Below are 23,593 nucleotides of genomic sequence, written 5' to 3'. Positions count from 1 at the left end.
TGTCACTGTGCGTTTGCCGGCTGTGATGCGCCCTGCGAATTCGTAAGGGTGACAGTCACACCACCCACACTGGTTGCGTCGGAGGACAGCGTGAAAGGCTGCGTGTACAAGAAGGTCGTACCGAAGCTATCGGAATTTGACGATTGGTACCAAGTGGTGAAAGGCGCGGTAAGATCGACTGTTAAATTAGTCGTTTTCAGGCTTGCCCCGGAAGCAGGCGTAAATTGGAACTCCGCCTGAGTCATATCCCGAGTTGATGACAGGCCAAGAATCGCAATGGTGATGTCGTTGCCGTTCCGAGTGAGAGTCACAGAATTGATCACTGGTGACGCCGCCGGAACGGTGACGACTACAGGAACGAGGCTTGCTGGCGTTATATCCACACCGCTTGCAGTGAGTGTGATCGTCAACGTGATGGTCCCCGCTGTCGAGCCGGTCGAAAAATCGACAGCCGGAATCGGAGCGGAGCTATTGGCTGGAATCTGAATCACTTCGGTCGTCGTGTTATTGGGGAAGAGCACCGCCGGATCGCCAACAGTGTTCGGCGGATCCGGGGTAAAGCTCAGTGTCAGAGTAGCGGTAACTGCTACTGGATACGGATTGACCGTCAAAGTCACCGAAGAACCTTGTCCCGCTTCTGCGGTTGATGGAGCAGTTACCGACGCCGCCGCTGGACTGGCGATCACCGTAAATACCTGCGACCCGGTGACAGCAATCTTGTTCGCATCGACAGCCGTAATTGTGCCGGTTCCTGTTGCGGTAAGCAACGACGCAGGAACAACGGCTGTCAGCTGATTTAGACTCATCCAAGTCGTGGCTAGTGCAGAGCCGTTCCATTCAACGACAGCCCCTTGCACAAAGCCTTGTCCGTTGACAGCGATCGTTGTGCTTGGATCACCTAGCTTCGCGCTGGAAGGCGAAATGCCAATCAAAGTTGGAGCGGCAACGGTGATCGTCTGCGTTGCCGTTGCCCCGGTGTAATCGAAAGCATCCGTGGGCGCAAATGTCGCTGTCACAGTGTTGGGGCCAGGACGCAACACTGTGCCCGCCGCGGGAGCGTATGTGATGGCACCGGGCACGCTGGACACGGCGTTCAACTGGGTCGCGCTCAACGGCGCTCCATACTCCATAACACCCGGCTGAGCCCAAGTTAACGTCGATGCAGTTTGAGTTACAGTGACTGAAACGGGTTCGGAAGTGCTGGTATTGAAGTTAACATCCGAAGGGAAGACTGCTGTAAGCGCGTCTGTTCCGGCGGGAAGCGTTTGGGCGGCAGTTGCAAGTATCGCTTGGGATGACGCTGAGTTGAAAAATCCCAGGACAGTTGACGCGGAGCCTTCGCCTTGGGGAGACTGGGTAATTTCGGCAATATCGGCCAGACCGTCGGCATTGAAATCGCCGATTGCGCTCAAGGAACCAACGGTAGACCCACTGATCGAGAGCGTGGATTTGAAGTGTCCCGTCGCATCATTCAGCAGAAGATTCAGCGAGCCGTCGAATCCCACTGCAAGGATATCCGGATACCCATCGTTATTAAAATCCGCGACAGAAACCGAAGCCAGTTCAACACCGACGGCGACCGTTGACGAGGTTGTCAGGTTGCCCTTGCCGTCGCCGAACAACACCTGTACCGCCCCTGTCTGTGTGCCCGGAACTACGTTAGTAACAACCACATCCATCAATCCATTCGCTCTGAAGTCGCCAACTGCGATAGCGCTCGGCTGAAGTCCGGCATCGAATAAGACTGGGACCGCGAAGGTAATGATGCCCTTGCTGGGCCCTTGGTTCAGATACAACGCCACATATCCGTCACCGTCCGTGGTGGGTGACCCGGCAACTGCAATATCCGGATATCCGCTCGACGTGAAGTGGCCAGAAGCAATGGCCGTGGATTGAAATGTTTCGCCCTTCACCGTTGGAGTGATCGGAGGTGCGGTAAGGAAAGTCGGGAAACTGCCTGGCGACGCGGCTCCCGCATTCAATGCCACACCCACTGTTCCACCGGACCCGGGTCCGTTCGCAGTGTAGGCCACATCCGGATAGCCGTCGCCATTGAAATCATCGACAGTGATGACCTCTGTGGGATTGCTGCAATTGCATGTAATGCCTGATTTATCAGGACTGATAACACTCGTGGTCGGATCGTAAGTACCGCCCGCTTTGCCGGGCAAAACATAGTACTCGTTCCCGAAGCTCGTGGTATCGGTATTGTTGAAGCCATGAATCAGCACATCGGTAATTCCGTCGTGATTGAAATCTCCTGTAGCAAAGGCGTCAACACCGGGGTAGGACGCGGTGATTCCGCTGTTCGTTAATTGATAAACATCCGGGGTCAGGAAGAGAGTCGGCCACTTTCCCGTATAGATCGTGAGTTCCGGATAGGTGGTACCTGTGGTGGGATTGTAAGCGGTGTAATCCAGCAAGCCCAGAATCGAATACTTAGAAGTGCTCGAAGGAAGAGTAAATAAACCGAAAGGTTGGTTCCCGAAATTGCCAGTGAGCGGTGGTGCTGAGAAGTGTTCGGTCGCCGGTAACGCTTTGAGCGCGGCTGTTCCGAGCAAAGACGTGCTATTTGTAAAAAACTGCACATCTCCGGAAGGCATGCCCCCCGTCGCCGTCGGAGGAGCAACGGTAGCACTCAGCGTAAGACTGCCCGGCAACTGCAAAGTCGAACTGTTGCTTTGAAGGGTGGTTGTGCTGGCTGCCTTTTGTGGTACGCCGTTCTGTGCTGGAATCAGCAACAGCAAAGGTAGGAATCGGAGCCATGCGCGCGTCATAGGCCGCCCCGCTTGCCGGTACTCGCTACCTGATCGCTGGGAATGAAGAAGACACGAGGTTTCGCGCTATTGCCGTCAAACGCCCAAACGGTCCCCGAGCCTGCTTCGTTCAGTCGAAATGCGAAGTTTCCCGCGAGCGGCACCAGTTCTGAAGGCGAGCAGTTGCAGGCTGTCTTTATCGGAGCCGATTGACCCGACAAATCCAGCCGAAGCACGCCCGGGCCATTGTTGTTGGCAACCGCGGCAAGGCGACCGTCCGCAGAAATTGCGACCGCCATAGGCTTTGAAACGCCATCAGCTGTGCTCGCTATAGTAGACAAGCTCATATTCGCTGTGAGATGAGACGCCTCAAGGACGGTATTCATCGTCGCATCTGCCAGGAGCGCCGTGTCTGCCCCAGGTAAAAACGCCATACCTCCGAACATTGAGAGAGAGGTAACAGGTTGCAGAGAATTAGTCCCGCTGGCGAGTAGCTGAATTACAGCAGAACCATCCGCCTCGGATGTCTCGACAAGAATGGAGCCAGAATCCGCGACGATTGCCGCGGAAACCCCTGCTGGCAGCGTCACGGAAGTTATCGTTGGAGTTGAGAGCAATGCTTGCACGAGAAGCGCTTGAGGGCTACCAGGCAAGTAGATTAGTGACGATGTGCAAGACGGGCTGAATGCAATCGATGCCTTGGGAATGCCATTGGCGGCAATCAGGAAAGGCTTGCCCAGCGGCAGCGTCGCGGAAAACAAGGCACCGGCCGGTGTCGTCAGCAGAGCGACGTTCTTCCGCATGCAGGCTGCAGCGCCAGTGTACATACCGTCGCTATAAGTGGCCGGCCCCTGGTATGCCGCTCCGGCAACTCCGTAAATCGGGCGCAAACCGTTTTGGTTTGAATCCCACCATGCCCCGAGCAGTGGTCCTGATGCCGCAGTACTGCTGGCGGACAACGGCGTGCTGCCCGTAGGCGCTTTGGACGACGAAGAGGGAGGAAATCCGCAGCCCGCCAGATGAATAGCGAGAGCAACGAATACAATCGTCCGGAGTACACCGCAGGCCCTTTGCCTCATGGCAACAGCCTCATTCCGTGTAATTTCCGCATGCGAAGGCGGATGAATCCGTAGAGGCGATCATGGTCACTTATGAACGCGACCTTGTCAAATAAAAAATGAACGCGGCGTTAAGGAATTCCCCGGTCAATGCGAAAGCCACTGCGTCCAATGAGCGATCGCTCGGTGGCTGAGTTTTCCCTATAATCAACGCGATGGCATCTGGATCACGCCGAAAACCGTTGCGAAGATCACGCTTCGTTCCCAGCAGCGAAGTTGCAGCCTACTCTGCCATCGATCCCATAATCAATGCAGCGCCCCCGCCAAGCCGATCAGCGCGATGGATGATCATCTCAGCGGGAACGATGCTTGTACTGTTGACTGCGTGGCTCTGGTCCCCTTCGCTTCACTTTGGCTTCGTCTACGACGACCACCTTCAGATAGAGTTCAACCAGCAAATTCAATCATGGAATGGTCTGGGCCAAGCACTGCGGGAGCCTCTCTGGGCGCAACTCGGGCCGGAGAGAGCTTCGCCTTATTACAGACCGCTCTTCCTTCTTGCGCTCTTCTTTCAGCACATGCTTTTCGGCTCTTATCCCTTGTTATGGCACCTTGTGAGCATTAGCATGCACATTGTTGTCGTATTAGCTCTGTTTCTGTTCCTCCTCCTGCATTTTCGCCGGTTGCTCCCTGCATTCGGCGGAGCTTGCATCTTTGCCTGCTCCCCATTAACGACAGAGACAGTTAGCTGGGTCTCTGCAAGCAGCGAGTTGCTGTATACGTTGTTTGTTCTCCTGGCTCTTTGCGCCGTGTCGCTTGGTTGTCGATCTTCCACTCCAAGGGACGCATTTGCGTTACGTCTAACTTCCTCATTTGCACTTACACTGGCTATGTTCGCGAAGGAGACCGCGATTGTCGCCGTTGTGCTGGTACTCTCTTATGAACTTATTTGTCTTGATCGAAATCTGCGCCGTTCAACAGTATTGGCCTATCTGCCGCTAGTGTTTCCATTCACAGCCTTTTTATGGATTCATTCCTCACTCCGTCACACCGATATCCGATCAATCGCAGAAATTCTTTCCGTGACGCCGTTCGTCTTCCTTCTGGCATTTCGCAAACTCGTCTGGCCAATGCCAGTGAGCGAATTCTACGACCTGTGGATTGATCAGGCGCATTCCCTCGCTTCTATGGCAATACAGGTGGCCTCGCTGATAGGTATCGCAGGCATCATTCTCTGGATCGGAATGCGATCGAAGTTCGCAGCTTGGGCGCTACTGGTAGTTGTACTTCCGTTGGCTGCCGTTTGTCTAAGCACGTTTTTCCTTCGAGACTATGACTTGTTTCATGACCGATATCTCTATTTGTCCGCTGCTGGAATGGCAATGCTGATTGCTGCTCTCGTTGCCAAGGTTGAGCGCAGTGCACCGTTGCGTGCCTTCGCGATCGGTATCATTGCAATCATACTTTGCGCAGAGGTTTGGCAGTCGCGCGTCGCGTCTCAACAGTTTCGGGATGACGCCTCGCTCTTTTCCCATGCGGTCCAGGTCGCTCCCCACAATATTGTTGCGTTGCAACTGTGGGCAGAGACGGCAATTCAAAGGAAAGATTGTAATACTGCAATCGAAGCCTACCAACGCGCACATGAGTTGCGCCCCGATCTGTGGAAGACTTCGTTCTTCCTGGGGATCGGCTATCTGCGTTGCGGAATGAACGCGCCTGCTGCGAGCGCTTTCGGTCAGGCGGCAATCGTGAATGGAGCCACTGCGGAGCAGGGCGCTTTGGCGTGGTACGAGTTGGGCCGTGCACAGCTGGTCCAGGGAAACCTGGCCGATTCGCTTGCCTCTCTACGCAAGGCAGCCTCTCTGGATCCGGCTTCGCACAAGATCCAAATACTTCTCGCACAGATTCTATCCACGCAGCAGCATCGATGAACCCAATCAGAATCGGATTCTCGCGATGTCAGTTGGTCAGGAACATCTAGGGGACATTGCTCTGTGCTGACCATTTGCCTTGAGGAATTATCGCATTTGGCATCGGATCTATATTTTGGTAGCGCCGCCCCATGCGGAGAATGCAGAAGCGAGAGCTTTGCCGTATCGGGCACAAGACGAATGGCACCCATCAGTTGAGCATCCGCACCTAGAGTGCTGCGTGCGATGTGTTCTCAGCTAAGAAGCGCGAACAGCTTATCGGAAGCGATCTCTCCGGCAGGTGAGTGAGGATTGCATTGAGCGGCAAAGTGCATTTGCCTAAGACTCTTACGAAGGCGCGAATCATTCAATGCGCAAGGCGCTTACTGGGTCTATAGAGGCCGCGCGCCGGGCCGGAATTAGGCCGGCAATGGCAGCCGTAAGCACCAGCACTCCAACAGCGATTGTCATGACCGGAACATTCACGCTGGTGATCTCGTAGAGCTGAGACTTGACGTATCGCACACAGAAGATTGCCACCGGGATACCGATAGCGAGCCCAGCGACAGCCTGTAGCATGGCGCCGCGCATGACCATTCCGATGACTTGGCTGCGCGCCGCTCCCAGTGCCATGCGGATGCCGATCTCCGGTGTGCGGCGGACTACGGTGTAAGCTGTGACCCCGTAAAGGCCGATAGCGGCGAGCAGCAAGGCGAGTAGGCCAAAAAGGGACGTGAGACGTGCGATGAGACGCTCCTCGACGAAGCGGTCGTCAATCTGCTGCTGGAAGGTCTGGAACTTCACGATAGTGAGGTTGGGATTGATGCTGGCCAGGGTGTCACCTACGATCTTTTCAAACCCGGCGATGGGACGAGCGGTCTGGATGACTATTGCGCCGGCGTACATGGATTGATCTTTTTCGAGAGGGCCGTTGGGGTCGTTTGCACTGCCAGCGCGCTGCGTGAGCGGCAGAAAGTACATAGCGTGGTTTTTCCAATAGACACTGGTGTAAGTGGTGTCTTCCACCACGCCGACGATTTCATGCGCTCCATCCATCCCGGCCTGGCCTGGGCCGGAAAAACCGAAGCGATGGCCAATGGGATTACGGTTGCCGAAGAACTGCTTAACGAACTCTTGGTTAACCACAGCGACGGGCGATGCATTCAGCGTGTCCTGTAACTGGAAGCCGCGGCCCATGACGACATGCGTGCCGACGGAGTCGAAGTACTCTGGAGTGCCTTTCACCCAGGATGCGCCCTTGTTCAGGTCCTGCTCGCCCTGTACCTTTACACCGGATCCCCAATTGTTCGACTCCATTGGGGTGTAGGTGGCGAGGCCGACCTTGAGAACACCGGGAATAGCGTGGAATTGATCCACGATGGTCTGGTAGAGCGGCTCGACCTCCGTGTTCTTATAGCCGGCCGCCTGAGGATTGATGTGGACAATGTAGCGGTTCACTGCATCCAGTTTCATGTCCACGTTCTCTGCCTTATTGAGGCTCTGCGCAAAGAGGCCCGCGGCAATGAGGAGCACTAGAGAGAGAGCAGCCTGTAAGACAACGAGCGCGCGCTGCAGGAAGGAGGCTCCGTGGGCGGTTGTACGCGCGTTGGAACGCAACGCTTCAGCTGGATGCGTGCGTGCGGCCATCAAGGCGGGCGCCAGGCCAAAGAGGATGCCCGTAACGAGCGAGATCCCAAAGGAAAAGCCGATGACCCTCGGCGAAGGTGAAGCCGTGACCGGCATGTTGTGCTGATCGGGAAAGGCGAGTGCCAGCAGAGCGTGCGCTCCGAGATAGGAAACCGCGAGACCGAGCAGGCCACCCATACCCGAGAGAAGAACGCTCTCCGTGAGAAGCTGGCGCACAATACGGCTACGCTGCGCACCAAGTGCTGTGCGAATCGAAAGCTCCGCGCGGCGGCTCATACCGCGCACCAGCAGCAGGTTAGCGATATTGGCGCAGGCGACGAGAAGGACCAGCGCGGCGATCCATTGCAGCAGCTTCAAGTGATCCTTGTAACCATCCTGCATGTTCTGGATACCGCCGCCGCCAGGGGTGAGCGTCACATGGGTGCGGGGGAGAACCTGCTTGGCGCGCGGATCGGCAAATGTCTTGAGCGGCGTAAACTGCTGCTTGAGCAGCGTGCTGGCCTTGGCCTGGAGGGTCGGGAGGGAAGTTCCCGGTTTAACCCGACCGATGATGTAGGCCCACTGAGTGTCGGGATCGGTGAAGTACGGTGCGCCAATGACCTGATCCATCGAATTCATGGGAAGGAAGTATTTGGGAGGATTGGTATCGATACGGTCTCCGTAGAATCCCTTCGGCGCGATACCAATGATCGTAGCTGGCTTGGTATTGATGTAAAACGCGCTTCCCACAACGCTCGGATTGCCTTCATAATCCTGCTGCCATGCGTCATAGCTCATCACGGCGGTAACAGGTGCGCCCTTCTGGTCGTCGCCATCAACAAAGAGCCGGCCCGCCGCGGGTGTAAGACCAAAGACGCGGAAGTAGTTGCCGGAGACGAAGGTGCCCATAACGGACTTCGCCACGGTCTGGGGTCCTGCCCGGCGAACAGTAATGGGCCGCCAGGCGTAGCCGGACTCCATCGCAGCCAGCTCTTCGAATTCCGGCATGCTCTTCTTGAACATGTAATAGGTGTCTGTGGCAAAGAGCGAATAGTCCCCGTTGTCGTTCCAGCCGCCATTGACGCAGCAGTCGTCGCTATCGCCAATGCGGATGAGGGTTTTGGGGTCTACCACTGGCAGGTTATGGAGCAGAATGGCATTGACCAGCGTGAAGATGGCCGAGTTGGCGCCTATGCCGAGGGCGAGCGTGAGGAGCACGGTCACGGTAAACCCTGGCGTCTTGCGCAATTGGCGGAATCCATAACCTAGATCCTGCAGCAGAACTCTCATCGCCTAACCTCCACACACGTCGGCTTGAACACAATGAAAGCATTTTACGTACCATAGGGATTCTGCGTTAGCTGCTTGATTCAAATGGGTTAGCGATCTTACGATCGCGACCTGTGTTCACAATTGATAGGGTGTGTTCGAAATCGGACGTTTTGCGGCAAGGTATCTGCAAGAGTTTGTGATTGCGGATGTCCAGCACCGGCCAATCGAAATAGTTTGACGCGAAGCATCGCCGTGGTTCTCTTTGATTTCAGGTGAGTAAATAAAGTGAGTCGTTTTGTGGAAATCGCTTGAGGCGAGTTCTGGCTCCGCATAAACGCCCTTTTGCGGCTATAACAAGCCGGACGCAAAGCCGTTGCAGGGCGTTCGAGATGCGTTCTGACTACAGGAAATGCAATCCTCGATCATCGCCTCTTACGACTGCATCAAAGCCTTTTCGGAGACAGATATCACAGAGGTCTTAAGAAGATTGAAGTGCCTGGACTGGTTCTTCATCGAGACGCAGATCAGATCGTTCGCAAGGCAAATGGATTGTTTCCAGACTAATTCAGAGATACTGGGACGCAATGTGCCGTTGCAAACCGATAAAATTGCACATCTTCTGAACAAATGAATGGAGAAGAACAGTGCAGATGCGCAAATTAGGTAAAGATCTGGAAGTCTCGGCCCTTGGGCTAGGCTGCATGAGCATGAGTTCGGGGTACGGCCCGCCTGCCGATAAAGGCGAGATGATTCAGTTGATTCGTACCGCCCATGACCGTGGTGTGACTCTCTTCGATACCGCCGAAGCCTATGGGCCATTCGCCAATGAAGAACTGTTGGGAGAGGCGCTCCAGCCCATTCGAGACAAAGTGATGATTGCAACAAAGTTCGGCTTCGATATCGATCTTGAGACTGGCAAGCGCGGTTCCGGAACCAATAGCCGTCCCGGGCATATCAAGGCTGTGGCCGACGCTTGCCTGAAGCGTTTGCGCACCGATCACATCGATCTCTTCTATCAACACCGCGTCGATCCTGACGTACCGATCGAGGAAGTGGCTGGTGCAGTCAAAGAGTTGATTAGCGAGGGCAAGATCAAACACTTTGGCTTGTCGGAAGCCGGAGATCTAACCATTCGCCGGGCGCACGCAGTCCAGCCGATCACCGCCTTGCAGAGCGAATACTCGCTGTTCTGGCGTGGACCGGAGGCCGAGCTTCTGCCTACCCTGGAGGAGCTTGGAATCGGCTTCGTGCCGTTCAGCCCGCTTGGCGCCGGATTCCTGACTGGCAAGATCGACGAGAACACGAAGTTCGATCCCACAGACTTCCGGAACATGGTGCCTCGCTTCTCGCCCGAAGCACGCAAGGCCAACATGGCTCTGGTCGACCTGGTCAAGGCCGTAGCGGAACGCAAAGGCGCGACACCGGCACAGGTCGCACTCGCGTGGCTGCTGGCGCAGAAGCCGTGGATTGTGCCGATCCCAGGAACCACCAAGCTACATCGACTCGAGGAAAATCTCGGCGCGGTGAACGTCGAGCTGACCGAGAATGACCTCAAGCAGATCGACGAAGCTTCTTCCAGGCTGAAACTCGAAGGCGCCCGCCTTCCTGAAGCCGCACTGAAGATGACTGGACGCTGAGTGCTTCTTTTAAGTAGGGGCCGAAGGGCAGCAGAAAGGGCCACGATGTACCACGGAACACTTGAGGCGCGTCCGCTCGGATCGGAACGCACTACCCTCTACTACACCCTGGTGTGGGATAGCTCCACGGAGCCAGACGACGCCTTGCGACAGAGGCAGATGGAAACCTACCATTTGCTATTCGAGAAGATGCTCCGCAATATGAAAAAGCTAGCCGAAGGTGGCACCCTTGCGCCGAAATACAAGCAAGCCTCGGTGAAGTTCTAGTTCTGTTGGTGTTAGACCTGTGATACAGCGCAGGAGAAATCATGCAAAGCATGAATCTGGAAGCAGTCTGATATTCAGGAGGCGCAACGGCTTCAAATATTTCCTAATGGTCGCAATCTTCTTGTGCCCAGGCGTGACCTGCAGCCTCCGGATATCGACGGACCGGAGGATTCTTGTAGCAAAGATGTGACGGAACTTGTGCAGGTACCAGTTCGCGCACCGAATTGGCAATTTTGCCCTGGCTGCGATCCGATTTTGAAATCCAGAGCATTTGTCGTGATTGGCCACTCTGTCTCGCTGGGCCTTGCGCAAATGAGTAGCTGCGCGAATGCGCAGCTACTCGAATCAACATCTAAACGGAAAGACTCAGCATGCGGTTGAGACGTTGAACGAACGTCGCCGGGTCCTTGAGCGGAACGCCTTCCATGAGCAGGGCCTGATCGAAGAGTAACCACGCGGCGTCCTGGGTGATCGCGTCGTCAGTTCGGGCGAGGAGCTTCTTGACGATCTCGTGATCCGGATTGACCTCCAGCGTAGGCACTGGTGCCGGAACATCTTTCTGACCCATGGCGCGCAGCATTTGCTGCATCTGCAACGAGGGCTCCGATTCGTCGAAGACAATGCAGGATGGGCTGTCAGCAAGGCGCACCGAGGCACGCACATCCTTGACCCGGTCGCCCAATGTGGCCTTGAGCTTATCGAGCAGTGGCTTCAGCGATTCGGCCTTTTCTTCCTTGCCGGTTTCTGTTTCCTCTTTGAGATCTTCACTCGTCGAGGCCTTGTTGACCGCCTTGAGATCGATCTCTCCGTACTTGTCCACTCCCGCAAAGACAATTTCATCGATTTCGTCTTCGAGGATAAGTACCTCAAAGTCCTTCTTCCGGTAAATCTCAAGCAGCGGCGAGGTACGCAGCAGGGACTCAGAGCCGCCGGTAATGTAGTAAATGCTCTTTTGTCCCTCCTTCATGCGCGACATCACTTCCGCGAGGCTTGTCAGCCCATCCACCTTCGTTGACTTGAAACGTATGAGATCGAGCAGCGTCTCACGGTTGGCATAGTCGCCATAAAGCCCTTCTTTCAGCGGTCGATTGTACTCGCCGATGAACTTGAGATATTCATCCGGCTTGTTGGTCGCAATGCTCTTGAGTTCCGAAAGTATCTTCTTCACGCTCGCAGTGCGAATGCTCGTCAGCACACGATTCTGCTGCAGGATTTCGCGGCTCACATTGAGCGGGAGATCTTCGCTGTCAATGATGCCGCGAACGAACCGCAGATATTGCGGCAAAAGCTCCTTCGCGTCATCCATGATGAAGACGCGCTTCACGTACAACTTGACGCCCACGCGGTAATCGGCCTGATACAGGTCCAGCGGAGCCTTGGCCGGAATGTAGAAGAGCGTAGTGTATTCAAGGCTGCCCTCCGCCTTGGTATGAAACCAGAACAGCGGGTCCTGCGAGTCGCCGCTAATCGACTTATAAAGCTCTTTGTAATCCTCGTCGTTTAGTTCGCTCTTCGATCGGCGCCACAGTGCGCTGGCGGCATTTACCTGTTCCGTAGTGCGAGTCTTGATGGACTTCTTTTCTTCCGCATTCCACTCGCTCTTGTCATAAGTGAGGAAGATCGGAAAAGCGATGTGGTTGGAGTATTTTTTTACGATCTCCTGGAGCCGCCAACTGTTGGCGTACTGCTTGCCTTCTTCGTTCAGATGCAGGAGTATCGTCGTGCCGACCGTCGAGCGTTCCGCCGGCTCAATATCAAATCCCGATTGACCATCCGAGATCCAGCGCCAGGCTTTGTCCTCCCCGGCTTTGCGCGAGACGACTTCGATCTTGTCGGCAACCATGAACGCGCTATAAAAGCCCACGCCGAACTGGCCAATCAGGTTCGAATCCTTCCTGGCGTCGCCGGAGAGCTGCGAGAGGAAGTTTTTCGTGCCGGAGCGCGCAATCGTTCCGAGATGCGATACCAGATCCTCTTCATTCATGCCAATGCCGGAGTCGGCAATGGTAAGCGTCTTTGCCTCTTCGTCGAGTTCCAGATCGATGCGCGGTTCAAAGGGAACCGTCTTGTACGCATCGTCCGTTAGCGTCAGGTGTCGGAGCTTGTCAAGTGCGTCGGAAGAGTTCGAAATGAGTTCGCGGAGAAAGATTTCCGGGTGAGAGTAAAGAGAGTGGATGATCAGTTGCAGGAGCTGATTGACTTCAGTCTGAAATTCACGTTTCGACATAGATGTTTTTTCACCGATATAAATAAATATAAATCGAGAGCGCCGCTCATAACGGAATCTCAAAACCGCCTGACAACGTCTACCATGGCAAGTACCCCTTCGAAGAAGTATTGCGCATATAAGATCACTCTCTGGAGATCGATACAAAAATGAGAATTTTAATCAAGACCGTGGCGCTTGCCGTTGCCGCACTCTGCCTTGTCTCCATCCGCGCGAACGCAGCCGAGACGCGAACACCGACCCAGGACGGCATCCTTTACGGAACCGCGGACGGGCAACCGCTGACCATGGACTACTACGCGCCCAAAGGAAGCGGCGACCATCCCATCGTCATCGTGATTCACGGCGGCGGCTACCACGGCGGCGACAGCAAAAGCGGCGAAGCCTATGTGGCGGATTTCCTCGCCCCCACCGGCTATGCAGTCTTCTCCGTCAACTATCGCCTCGCGCCAAAATATCCCTATCCCTACATGGTTCTGGACGTCCAGCGGGCCATCCGTTACATCCGCTACAACGCTAAGCAATGGAACGCCGATCCCAACAGGATCGCCCTCGTCGGAGGCTCAGCAGGCGGCTTTCTCAGTAACATGGTCGGTCTGCTCAACGCTCCCGGCGACCCCGCCGCAACGGACCCTGTAGACCGCGTCAGCGCACAGGCGCAGGCGGTCGTGAGCCTCTACGCGCAGAGCAGCTTCGAATTCGTTCCTTTGAACGCAGACGTGCATCGCCTGCTTGATCCCCTGATCGCGCAAAAAGGAGAGAAAGAAGCCATCCGCGAAGCCTCGCCTATCACCTACGTCTCGAAGAACGATCCACCCCTTCTCGAAATCCTCGGCGACCAAGATGAATACATCCCGTTCTCCGAGGCGACCAATCTTCAGACCGCCTTGCACAAGGTCGGCGTGCGCTGCGAGATCATCCGCATCCCCGGCGGCAAACACGGTACCGGCGGCTGGAACAAACTACCCAACGTACCCGATTGGGAGCGCCAGATGACAGAGTGGCTCAACGCGCGATTGCACCACAAAGGGCCAATCGGCGAAGGCATTCGACCGCGTGTGGTTGTACCGTCAGCCTAACGCCTACAAGACCCAGATGCGATCCGCGCCCGCCACCAGGCCGAGCGTCAACACGGCAATCAACACCTCTCCCAGCACACCAACTGCGAACGGCTTGAGCCCCTGTTTCGAAAGCTCGCGGAAGTTAGTTCTCAGCCCCACACCTGCAAAGGTCAGCAGAAAGGCCCATCGCGATAGATTGGCAAGGCTCTTCACCTGGTCGGCGTTGAAGGTCTGCAACGAAACAGCCAGCGAAATTACCAGAAATCCCAGCACAAACTTAGGAAATTTTTGCCATAGAAACGCAGCCTTGTTCCCGACTACGCCCGCCTGTCCACGCCGCGCCCAGTAAATGGCATATCCCAGCACCACAAAGCCAATCAGCGCATTTCGGCAGGTCTTCGTCAGCACCGCGATCTTACCGGCGGAATCCGAAAACAGTGCGCCGGCAGCCGTAGCCTCCGCCGTGTTATCCACCGCCAGCCCCGCCCACACACCATAGGCATGATCGCTCAAGTGAATGGCATGGCCGATCAGCGGAAACGTCAACAGCGAGATCGCACCAAGCGCCAAGATCGCGGCAATCGAAAACGACGCGTCCTCGTCATCGGCGTCGATTGCACCCTTGGCAGCAATAATCGCCGAAACGCCGCATACCGCCGAACCAATCGCCAGCAAGTTGATCAGCTTTGGCCGCAACCTAAAAGCCTTCCCCAGCGCCGTCATCAACAGCAACGCGCCGCCAATCTCCACAAACACCAGCAGCAGGCTGATTCCGCCCAGCTTGAGAATATCGCCCACCAGAAAGCGCGAGCCAAGCAGCACAATTCCCGCCTTCAGCCAGAACTCGTAAGTATCGATCCCAGCGCGAAATATCTCCGGAACGCGCACCAGATTCCCAATCACCAGGCCAATCACAATCGCCCAGAGCACATACTCAATGTTAGAAAAGACGATATGGTGGGCCTTCGTGTACCCATTGATGGACTGCTCAATCCACTTAGCCGCGTAGCCAATGACAGCCAGCAGCAGAATGCCGGGAACCAATCTGACCACGCCTCGGAGAGGATTCTCGGTTTCGCTCGAAATCGCTAGAGTATTCGTCGCCATAGGTCTCTCGCACTTACCAGGAAATATGTCGCAACACACCCACCCGCACCAGCAGGGCAAGCCCCAGGGCGAGCAATACTGCCCACCAATCCAGCGTCAATCCACGCTTGTTAGCTACCGTCGCAACCTCAACAGAATCATCCGGCATACTCATCCCTCCAATACAATTCCGCTCCAAAAGGAAAAGGCCTGTACGCAGCGAATGCTGGCGTACAGGCCGGATACAAAACTTGTCGGGAAAGCTTAGCTTAGACCCCAACCTCCGGAACGCCGGCGCGCACACCGTCCGCAACAACAGTTGCAGCGACAACCCATTCCGAAGGCGCAGCGTTCTGAAGACATACCGCGTTTATACCCGCACCGGGTCCATCCGTCAATCCTGGACTTTCATCGGCCAAAAGCAAAGGCCCGATCGCTTCTATCGCGACCGGGCCTGACTTATACGTCCTTATTACCAGCCCAGAACATAAGCAAAGATCAGCGGCGCCACAATCGTCGCATCTGACTCGATAATGTACTTCGGCGTATCCACGCCAAGCTTGCCCCACGTAATCTTCTCGTTCGGCACCGCCCCCGAATACGAACCATAACTCGTCGTCGAGTCGCTGATCTGGCAGAAGTAAGCCCACAGAGGAACATGCTCGCGCTGCAAGTCCTGGTGCAGCATCGGCACCACGCAGATTGGGAAATCTCCGGCAATGCCGCCCGCAATCTGGAAGAATCCCACAGGAATCTCAGCCGTGGTCTTCGTGTACCACTCCGCCAGTTCCATCATGTATTCAATGCCGGTGCGCACCGTATGCACCTTCTTCACATCGCCCGAGATGCAATGCCCGGCATACATATTGCCCAGCGTCGAATCCTCCCAGCCCGGCACAAACATCGGCAGATTCTTCTCCGCCGCCGCCAACAGCCAGCTATTCTTCGGATCGATCTGATACGAATCCTTTAACTCGCCCGAAAGCAGAATCTTATACATGAACTGGTGCGGGAAATAACTCTCATTCGCCTGATCCGCGCGCATCCATTCCTTCAGCACCACCTTCTCGATGCGCCGCATCGCCTCCATCTCCGGGATGCAGGTATCGGTCACGCGGTTCATGTGCCGGTTCAGCAGCTTGACCTCGTCTTCCGGGGTCAGATCGCGATAATGCGGCACCCGCTCGTAGAAGTCGTGTGCCACCAGGTTGAAAACATCCTCTTCCAGATTCGCGCCGGTGCAGGTAATCGCATGAACCTTGTCCTGCCGGATCATCTCCGCAAGCGACAGGCCCAGCTCAGCCGTGCTCATCGCCCCGCCCATCGTCAAAAACATCTTGCCGCCGGCATCCACCAGCTTGATGTAGCCTTCCGCCGCATCCACCAGCGAAGCCGCATTAAAGTGGCGATAGTGATGCTTGATAAATTCCCTAATTGCCAACGAAACACCCCTTACGGCATAGACTGCCATCCTCGAAAATATCACAAACTTGTTACAGAAATGAGATGACCAGCAGCGGACTCAAGGTGCGAAATGACCGGAATTGCCTCTTATCCGCGCGGCACAGCCAGCCGCGATTCATACAGCAGCCGGATAATCCGAAACCGATGCCCGCGAAACGGCTCCAGCAACTCCATCATTCGCTCATCCGAACCCTCCGGTTCCCCGCAAGCGCATAGCTCACCAAGTGCGGCAAGTGCAGATCCCCCGGAATCGCCGCATCCGCATCGCCCGCCCCGTAACCCATTACCGACTCGGTCGTCGACGGCCCAATTCCCGGCACCCGCAGCAGCCGCAAGCCCGGCAGACTGCGATGCAAACGCCACCCCCCGTTGTCCTCGGTGGCAAAACTGGAATAGAGATCGTCCTGGCTCAACCCCTGAAGCGTCTCTGTCAGCAATGGCGCTGCAAAGCTGCCGTAAGCCCGCACTTGGAGAAACTCGCCGTCGCGAAGAAAATCAATCGCAGCCGGCTCACCCCGATAGAAAAACGCCTTCCGGAAATGGTCTTTTCCAGCGTCTGCCGTTGGATCGTAAAGCCCAAGCCGTTGCGTCGAAAAGGTCCGCGAAAAATGCACCGGAAAAACCCGCATGCGAGTCTTCACAGTGCCTGCGCCAGCGCAAGTGTCAAGGGAAATGCACTTGCTCAATCCGCTCAAGCCTCTGCCAATCCGGACTCTGCCATCGTGATCGCGCTCTGCTGCGCGAGAGCCCGCCGCCAGTCGCGCAGCCCAAGGGCCGCCAGCGCAACAAAAACCGCATAGAGTCCGGCTGTAAGATTCAGATGCTTGTACATATATTCGCCAATGTAGATCACATCCACCACGATCCACAGCCACCAGTTGGCGATATACTTCCGCGCCCCCCACCACGTACCGACGAGACTGAATCCCGTCAACGCCGCGTCCAGCCAGGGCAGGGAAGCATCTGTATGCTTCATCATCCAATATCCCAGCAGCAGGCTTCCCAGCGCGCCCAAAGCCGCGTCGCGCAACAGTAATGCGACGCCGGGCGTTACCACACGCACCGAACCCTCCGCCTTCAGACCGCGATGCCAGTGCCACCATCCATACACTGCAAAGGCCACAAAAACCCCTTGCAGCAGCATGTCCGAGTAAAGCCTGCTCTCGCGAAACTGCTCCAGGTAGAGCGCACTGGCCAGAATCGTCACCGGCCACGAAATCATACTGCGCTTCGTCGCTAGCCACACATCCACTGCGCTGATCGCCGCCGCCAGCAACTCAAACCAGTGCTCGCTAAGCCACTGCGCCAAGTGCGCCATTACCGCCCACCCCCGTCCGATGGACGGTTTTCGGCCCACCGCTCCAAATGGTTCAGCAACCTCCGCCCATCAGGACTCCGAAACCACGCCGCATGTCCCAGAAAATACCCCTCATACGCCAGAAACGCCTTCTCCGGCGACCGCAGAATACTGAGAAAGTAATCCGTCTCGGAAAGCGCAAATTCGCAATGCATCAGTGGAAGCATTGCCGCAAGGGCCCTTGCCTCCTCATAACTCAGCGGAGATAACTCTTCGTAACCAGCCAGAAATGCATCCAGATGATCCAGATGAACCACATCGGCTCCCGGATCTTGAATCCGCAGCCACTCGACGATATTGCGTTCGATTGCCGTCGCCAGGTCATGCACCGCATTCGTCCGGTCAGCAAGCCCAAAATCGATAACTCCAGCAACCTCAGCGTCTTCGCAACTGCTGTTCGAAGATACCCGCCACGTCATATTTGAAGCATGAAAATCATTATGCGTCCAAAGCGGAGGCAAGTAACTGAGCCATGGTTCCAGCTTCCAGTAAAAAGGCATCAGCAACCTATCCAGGGAAGCCTGCCAATCTCGTTGCTTAACGTATTCGCGCAGCAAGGGACGGCTTTCCAGATAGGACTCCATTCGCTCAGAAGGCGCGCCACCCGCGAAAATAGTGAAGCTGCTCACCAGTTGCTGCGTCTTACGCGCCGGAACCTCGTAACTCCGCGCCGCCCGGTGCAGTCGCGCCAAAGCCAGGCCCGCCGCCCGAGCATGGCCTGCACAGAGAAACGGCGTCCACGAAAGCGCCTGCTCATACACATCGACCCCCTCCGCCAGCGGATGAACCTCATAAGTCCACTCGCCTGAGGTCGCAACGGTTTCTCCATTCCGATTCGCCAGCACAGGCTGAACAATCTGGACGAGCTGCACAAACGGGATGGAGTCTTGGGTCGTATCTCGCATCGCCTCCGCAAGGTGAGCAATCAACCGATGCTCCTCCAGCAGTCCCTCGCGATCTCGCACCGACCGGTGATGCCGCTTCACAAACACCTTTCCCATCGGTGTCGCCACCACACTCGCTGCGGAAAACGGCCGTGGACTGAACGACAGCAACTCCTCTGCTCCGCCCGCCTGAGGATATCGCCGCAGCAAGGCATCGACCTCCGGCAAAGTGAGCGGCGGCCAGTCCGGCGCCTCCAGCGAACCGGAAAGCCCATGCGCCAGTTGTGCGTCCCGTGTAATGTTTGAGATCCCCCAGATCCATCCGGCCGCGAGCAGGCAACCGAAATTCCAGTGTATCGCCGACACGAAGGCAGCCCTTGCAAGCTTCCGAAGTCAGTGAGCAGAGGCAGCCACTGGCTGCACGGGAGAAGTAGGGGGCGATCCTACTGGACCCATGGTATAGACCGCCTTTACGACCGAACTGGAGGTAAACCCCGTTTCGACGGCAATCGCGGACAAGGTCTCCGAGGCATGGACAACGAACGGCGCTGTATAACGCGTGGATGCCGCAGTAGGCGCACTGCCGTTCGTTGTATAGAAGATGGAAGCACCCGGCGAAGCCGAAGCCATAGTCACGGTAACGATCCCAGGATAGCGACCGCTTGGCGGAGATAGAACCGGAGCAGCTGCATTCAGGAGATAGCTGGCAAAGCCAACCTTGCTTGGCGTGCCGCCCTCCCCAACCGCGATCGCCTGCAATGTGTATGAGCTGTCGATTCGTACAGGCCCCATATACAAAGTCGATTGGATCGTTGGGTTTGCCCCGTTCAGCGTGTAGTAAATCCTCACGCCCGACGTAGTATCGGCAATTGCCACTGTTTGAGCGCTGGTATAAGTCCCGGATGGCACCGAGAAGGTCGGCGTAGCGGGCGTCGGCGAAATCGTATAGCTCGCCGACGCGACGCCGCTCGGCGCATACTCCGGAGCAATCGCAACCGCTCGCACAGTCGCCGTCGATTTGACCGCAATCGGGCTGGTGTACCGGGCAGACGAGCCACTCGGCGCACTTCCGTCCGTCGTGTAATAGAGTGAAGCGCCTGGAGTCGCGTCGGTGATCGTCACCGTCTGCGCCACCGTGTAAGTGCCCGCAGCCGGGACAAAGGTTGGCGAGGTCGCTGGCATTGTACAGGCAACGAGAATCTGCGCCGTATGCGTGTGCCCACCACCAGTTGCGGTGATTACCGCTGGATACGTGCCCACAGCGACCGTGCTCGCGGCATGAAACGTAATCGCATCCGAAACGCCGACACCCACGTTCGGCGAAGCTGTCGCTGCCGAACAGGTGATCCCCGCCGGAGCCGAGCACGCAATCGCAACCGTTCCGCTGTACGAGTTGATCGGCGCAACCGCAACCGTACCAACCACCGAATTACCCGGCGTCACCAGTACCTCCTGAGTAGTAGTGGTCAGCGAAAAGTCGCCCCCATTCAGCGTCAGAATCAACGGAGCAGAAGACTGCGCGGAATAATGCGAATCTCCCATATAGGTGGCGACTACCGTATTTGCGCCATTCGCCAATTGCCAAGCCGGAAAACTCAGCGACCACGCCGCAGCCGTTGAAGACGCCGCCGTCAGTGCCGCGTTGGATGGGGCGTTCCCATCGGCCCAGCTGACAATAACCGCGCCACTTGGCGCGCCCAAAGCCGCCGTCCCGGTCACATTCCCCGTCAGAGTTACTGTCTGGCCCGGGGTGAACGAAGTCGCCGCCGCAGTCAAAGTCACACCCGGCGCAGGCTTAGCCGCCAGAGATTCCACCGACCCGAAAAGGCCCGAGCTCCCAAACCAGTTCGCATCCCCCGAGTACGTAGCGGAAAGCGGCAGAATTCCCGCCGGCACCTTGGAAAACGTCACCACGGCTTCCTCGACAGCCCCACCCGTCGTCGTCCAGCTCTTAAAGGGAGAAGCGACCGTCTGCGTCTGGCTGCCAAGCGTCACCGTGACCGTCCCGGTAGGCAGAGTCCCGCTCAACGCCAGAAAATCGGCGTAAAGCAGCACATCCACCGTGACATTACTCCCCGCAGCCACGCTCGTCTCCATCGGCTGTAACCAGATCGTTGTAGTGCCTTTGAAGACAGTAAGAGTAGCCGCAGCGGCCAGCGTCGACGCCTCATAACTGGCGTCGCCCGCATAAGCCGCGCCAATCACATGGCTGCCTACCGCCAGCGACCCCGGCGTCCACTCCGCCACGCCCTCGCTATTCAGAGGAACCGTTGCCGTCTGGGTCGCCGTTCCCACCTTGTCGTTGAAGGTGACCGCCCCCGTTGCCGGAGTATACCGTCCCTGCGCCAGCGTCCCCTCGTTTACCCCCGCAGGCTCAACGTCGACATAAACCACCGCACCATAAGGAATCGACATCCCCGCCTGCAACGGGTACAGGTTGCCATCAACCGGATTCAGCACCCAGCCGGAGGCATTGAGCACGTCCTTTTCCGGCGTCACCGTCACCGTCGCCGGGGTGGAAGTGCTGGCTGCAAAGCTCCCATCTCCCGAGTACTCGCCGCTCACCTCATACGTGCCGCCCGGCAGCTTACTCATCGACGAACTCACCGTCCCGTTCGCAAGCGTCAGTACTCCCAGCCCATTCGTGTACGCCACCGGGTCTGTGCTGGTAATCGCGACGCTGCCGGTCGGTGTTCCAGAGCCGCTCGCGGGCGCAACCGTCGCCTTCACCGCCACCGCAGTTCCATGAGCAAACGTGGTTGGAGTGATGTTGAGCGTTGTCGTCGTCGGCCTGAACGTCGCAGCAGACCAGTTCGCGATCAAATTGGCCACATCCACTGTGCCCAGTCCCGAAGCGCGGTCGTACCCCGCAGCCGCCGGGTAGCCGCTCTCTACATAGTCGCCCTTGGTTGGCCCACTGGCTCCGAGAACGCAATTCAGCGTTCCGGCGAAACAAGGCACCTCATTTCCACCGGTCGTAATGTCGCGGAAGGGCTTCGCAGCCAGCGTCTTTTGCGCCAGCGCGTAATACACATAATCGGCCTGCCCCTGCCGGCTCTTCGTTGCCTGATCCACTAGCGCCTGAATGGCGGCCATCGCAGGCGCCGCCGCCGACGTTCCGCCAACGCTCGTAATCTGCACCGCGCCATCGCTCGTCGTATTCCCGCAATCGCCGGGATACGCGCAAATCGGATACTGCACAAAGTTGGCGCCATCGCCCGCAAACAGGGATACATCCGGAAGATCCCTCACCGCATCGTTTGGCACGCCCGCACCCGCCTGCCACGAAGGCTTCGGGTAACCGGTCACCGTCCCCGAGCCGGGGTATAACGCGGCATTGCTCGCACCCCCACCCCCGGCAATAATCGTCGAGTCGGCGGCTTTGTAAACGCCGCCATCGTTCGCGTTCAATCCGAAGGCGTCGTTCCAGACCTGCTCCGGCGAAGGCTGCAGCAGGGAAACCACGGGCGTCTTGCTAGAAGACGCACCCCAATACGAGCCAATCTGGCTATCCAGCGTGCTCACGTTCGCCGCGTAGTCGCTGAAATAGAAATCCGTTCCCCCGACCGACACGTTGTACGGAGTCGACCCCAACCCATTCACCGCCAGCCCACTCTGGGCGAAGCTCTGCGTCTCAGAGTCGTCGCAACCCGCCGATCCGCTGTCTCCCGCAGCCACAAAAACAGTAATCCCCTGCGCTGCGGCTTCCTGCCACAGCGCAGCCCAGGCCGCGTTTCCCGACGCGCCGAGTTCCGCTTCGCACATGCCCGCGCTCACGCTGATCACACTCACCAGGTTGTCTTCCACGGCGCGCAACCCCGAGGTTAGCAGCGGGTCGGTCAAAACCGATCCCGCCGAGGTGTACATCACCACCGTCGCGCCCGGAGCCACCGCTCCGGCCTGCTCAAGATCGAGATAAGCCTCGGTTGCGTCCGCGTTTTCTCCCGGATCGTTGCCATCCACTACGACAGTTGGCAGGTTTGCCGGCAAACCAAAGAGTTTCTGATACGCCTGCACCAGGCTCAAATCAACATTCGAATAGCTCAGAATGCCAATGCTTTGACCAATCCCCGTGATACCCGTGTTGTACTCCGGCGCGACATCGTATTGAACCGCAAAATCTGCAGGCCCAAGCTCATACGTCACATTCGTCGGAGAAGCGGGATAAGTCCGCTCCGGCTCAGCCTCATGCGTCGTTGCGTTATATCGCGCCTTGCCCATCTCTTTCAGCAACGGCCGGGCTCGAAGGCTTTGCATCGGTGAAACTCCAGACACTATCGAAGCAAGAGCCGCCGGAATCTCGGGATTGCCCGCATTCGCAATCCGTGTCTCGCTCAACGCGCTCCTTTGCACGCCGTATCGATGAATCTCCGTGTGAAAGGCTTCCCTGATCTGCGCGGCATTCCCCGAAAACTCAATTGCGATGCGCCCCCGATGCACCTTGTTTACCGCGAATCCATGCGATTCCAGCCACGCCGTCGCCGCAGCCAAATCCGAGTCGGCAGCTCCAAACCGCTTGCCAAATTCATCCGGCGTCAGCCACTGGTGGTAACTCGCCGTCCCCGGCGTGTGTGCATCTCGCAGAAATTCCGTCAGTGCCTGCTCCTGTTGATTCGACCGCTTCAAAATCAGATACAACCGTCCCGTTTCAAACGAGTCTTCCACCAGCCCCAGGTCCCTCCCGGGCCGGACCACAGGAGAGACATTGCCCGCCAGCGTCACCCGATTGGCTTCCTCCACGATTGCTGTCACCAGAGATGGCGTCTGCGCCCAAACCGGAATCAGGGCCGTGATCGCCATCCCTGCCATCAGAGCAAACGGCGACTTCAATAAGGCCCGCGCAGCGGACAGCAATCTTCCATGCATTCGCATCTCGACTGGATCTCCCGAAGCTCTGCATCAACTCGTCGCAGAGCTTCAAGCCCAGCCTGCCATACCGTCCTCGTCGCAATGCGTGGAACCTGACGGGGTAACTCCCACAATTTCCC

General features: G+C 57.0%; 16 protein-coding genes. 4 read left to right on the top strand and 12 right to left on the bottom strand.

Features of this window, described 5'->3' with window-relative positions; translation table 11 throughout:
- Positions 1-2: 2 nt before the first annotated feature.
- Positions 3-2,777, bottom strand: a complete 2,775-nt coding sequence (locus tag OHL23_RS14775; protein WP_263352680.1) for an FG-GAP repeat domain-containing protein — start codon at positions 2,775-2,777, stop codon at positions 3-5.
- Positions 2,774-3,835 carry a hypothetical protein gene (locus OHL23_RS14770; protein ID WP_263352679.1) on the bottom strand — a complete coding sequence of 354 codons (1,062 nt, stop codon included), beginning with the start codon at positions 3,833-3,835 and terminating at the stop codon, positions 2,774-2,776. Before OHL23_RS14770 ends, OHL23_RS14775 begins: the two co-directional genes overlap by 4 nt.
- A gap of 323 nt (positions 3,836-4,158) precedes the next feature.
- On the opposite strand from OHL23_RS14770, the gene OHL23_RS14765 reads away from it, so the two are divergent.
- Positions 4,159-5,745: a tetratricopeptide repeat protein gene (locus OHL23_RS14765; RefSeq protein ID WP_263352678.1), complete on the top strand. Its 1,587-nt coding sequence runs from the start codon at positions 4,159-4,161 to the stop codon at positions 5,743-5,745.
- Positions 5,746-6,087: 342 nt separating this feature from the next.
- On the opposite strand, the gene OHL23_RS14760 is transcribed toward OHL23_RS14765, so the two are convergent.
- A complete protein-coding gene (locus OHL23_RS14760) occupies positions 6,088-8,640 on the bottom strand; it encodes an ABC transporter permease (RefSeq protein WP_263352677.1) in 2,553 nt (850 codons plus the stop codon).
- A 626-nt stretch (positions 8,641-9,266) separates the two neighbouring features.
- Here OHL23_RS14760 and OHL23_RS14755 point away from each other — a divergent pair.
- Positions 9,267-10,259, top strand: a complete 993-nt coding sequence (locus tag OHL23_RS14755) for an aldo/keto reductase (RefSeq protein ID WP_263352676.1) — start codon at positions 9,267-9,269, stop codon at positions 10,257-10,259.
- A gap of 45 nt (positions 10,260-10,304) precedes the next feature.
- The gene (locus OHL23_RS14750) at positions 10,305-10,526 is read left to right on the top strand and encodes an SRPBCC family protein (RefSeq protein WP_263352675.1); all 222 of its coding nucleotides are present in this window, start codon (positions 10,305-10,307) and stop codon (positions 10,524-10,526) included.
- A 39-nt stretch (positions 10,527-10,565) separates the two neighbouring features.
- On the opposite strand, the gene OHL23_RS28860 is transcribed toward OHL23_RS14750, so the two are convergent.
- Positions 10,566-10,814 carry a tyrosine-type recombinase/integrase gene (locus OHL23_RS28860; protein WP_396127363.1) on the bottom strand — a complete coding sequence of 83 codons (249 nt, stop codon included), beginning with the start codon at positions 10,812-10,814 and terminating at the stop codon, positions 10,566-10,568.
- 64 nt (positions 10,815-10,878) lie between these two features.
- Positions 10,879-12,753, bottom strand: a complete 1,875-nt coding sequence (gene htpG, locus OHL23_RS14745; protein WP_263352674.1) for a molecular chaperone HtpG — start codon at positions 12,751-12,753, stop codon at positions 10,879-10,881.
- A 149-nt stretch (positions 12,754-12,902) separates the two neighbouring features.
- Between htpG and OHL23_RS14740 the strand changes: the two genes are divergently transcribed.
- Entirely contained in the window at positions 12,903-13,832 is a 930-nt protein-coding gene (locus tag OHL23_RS14740; RefSeq protein ID WP_263352673.1) for an alpha/beta hydrolase, read from the top strand.
- A gap of 3 nt (positions 13,833-13,835) precedes the next feature.
- Here the strand turns inward: OHL23_RS14740 and OHL23_RS14735 are convergent, their stop codons facing one another.
- The 7 genes from OHL23_RS14735 to OHL23_RS14705 form a co-directional block, all read right to left on the bottom strand.
- Positions 13,836-14,921, bottom strand: coding sequence for a YeiH family protein (locus OHL23_RS14735; protein WP_263352672.1), 1,086 nt, complete (start codon positions 14,919-14,921; stop codon positions 13,836-13,838).
- 13 nt (positions 14,922-14,934) lie between these two features.
- Entirely contained in the window at positions 14,935-15,069 is a 135-nt protein-coding gene (locus tag OHL23_RS14730; protein ID WP_263352671.1) for a hypothetical protein, read from the bottom strand.
- Positions 15,070-15,372: 303 nt separating this feature from the next.
- On the bottom strand, positions 15,373-16,341 hold the full coding sequence (locus OHL23_RS14725; protein ID WP_263352670.1) for a deoxyhypusine synthase family protein: 969 nt from the start codon (positions 16,339-16,341) through the stop codon (positions 15,373-15,375).
- 196 nt (positions 16,342-16,537) lie between these two features.
- Complete coding sequence (locus OHL23_RS14720; protein WP_263352669.1) at positions 16,538-16,993, bottom strand: DNA glycosylase family protein; 456 nt, start codon at positions 16,991-16,993, stop codon at positions 16,538-16,540.
- A 62-nt stretch (positions 16,994-17,055) separates the two neighbouring features.
- The gene (gene pnuC / locus OHL23_RS14715) at positions 17,056-17,682 is read right to left on the bottom strand and encodes a nicotinamide riboside transporter PnuC (protein ID WP_263352668.1); all 627 of its coding nucleotides are present in this window, start codon (positions 17,680-17,682) and stop codon (positions 17,056-17,058) included.
- The gene (locus OHL23_RS14710; protein WP_263352667.1) at positions 17,682-18,971 is read right to left on the bottom strand and encodes a phosphotransferase enzyme family protein; all 1,290 of its coding nucleotides are present in this window, start codon (positions 18,969-18,971) and stop codon (positions 17,682-17,684) included. Before OHL23_RS14710 ends, pnuC begins: the two co-directional genes overlap by 1 nt.
- Positions 18,972-18,998: 27 nt before the next feature.
- Positions 18,999-23,471 (bottom strand): chitobiase/beta-hexosaminidase C-terminal domain-containing protein, encoded by a 4,473-nt coding sequence (locus OHL23_RS14705; protein WP_263352666.1) that lies wholly within the window; start codon positions 23,469-23,471, stop codon positions 18,999-19,001.
- Positions 23,472-23,593 lie beyond the last annotated feature (122 nt).

Source organism: Acidicapsa acidisoli (assembly GCF_025685625.1).
GTDB classification, from domain to species: Bacteria; Acidobacteriota; Terriglobia; order Terriglobales; family Acidobacteriaceae; genus Acidicapsa; species Acidicapsa acidisoli.
This window is presented reverse-complemented; position numbering and strand designations above follow the sequence as displayed.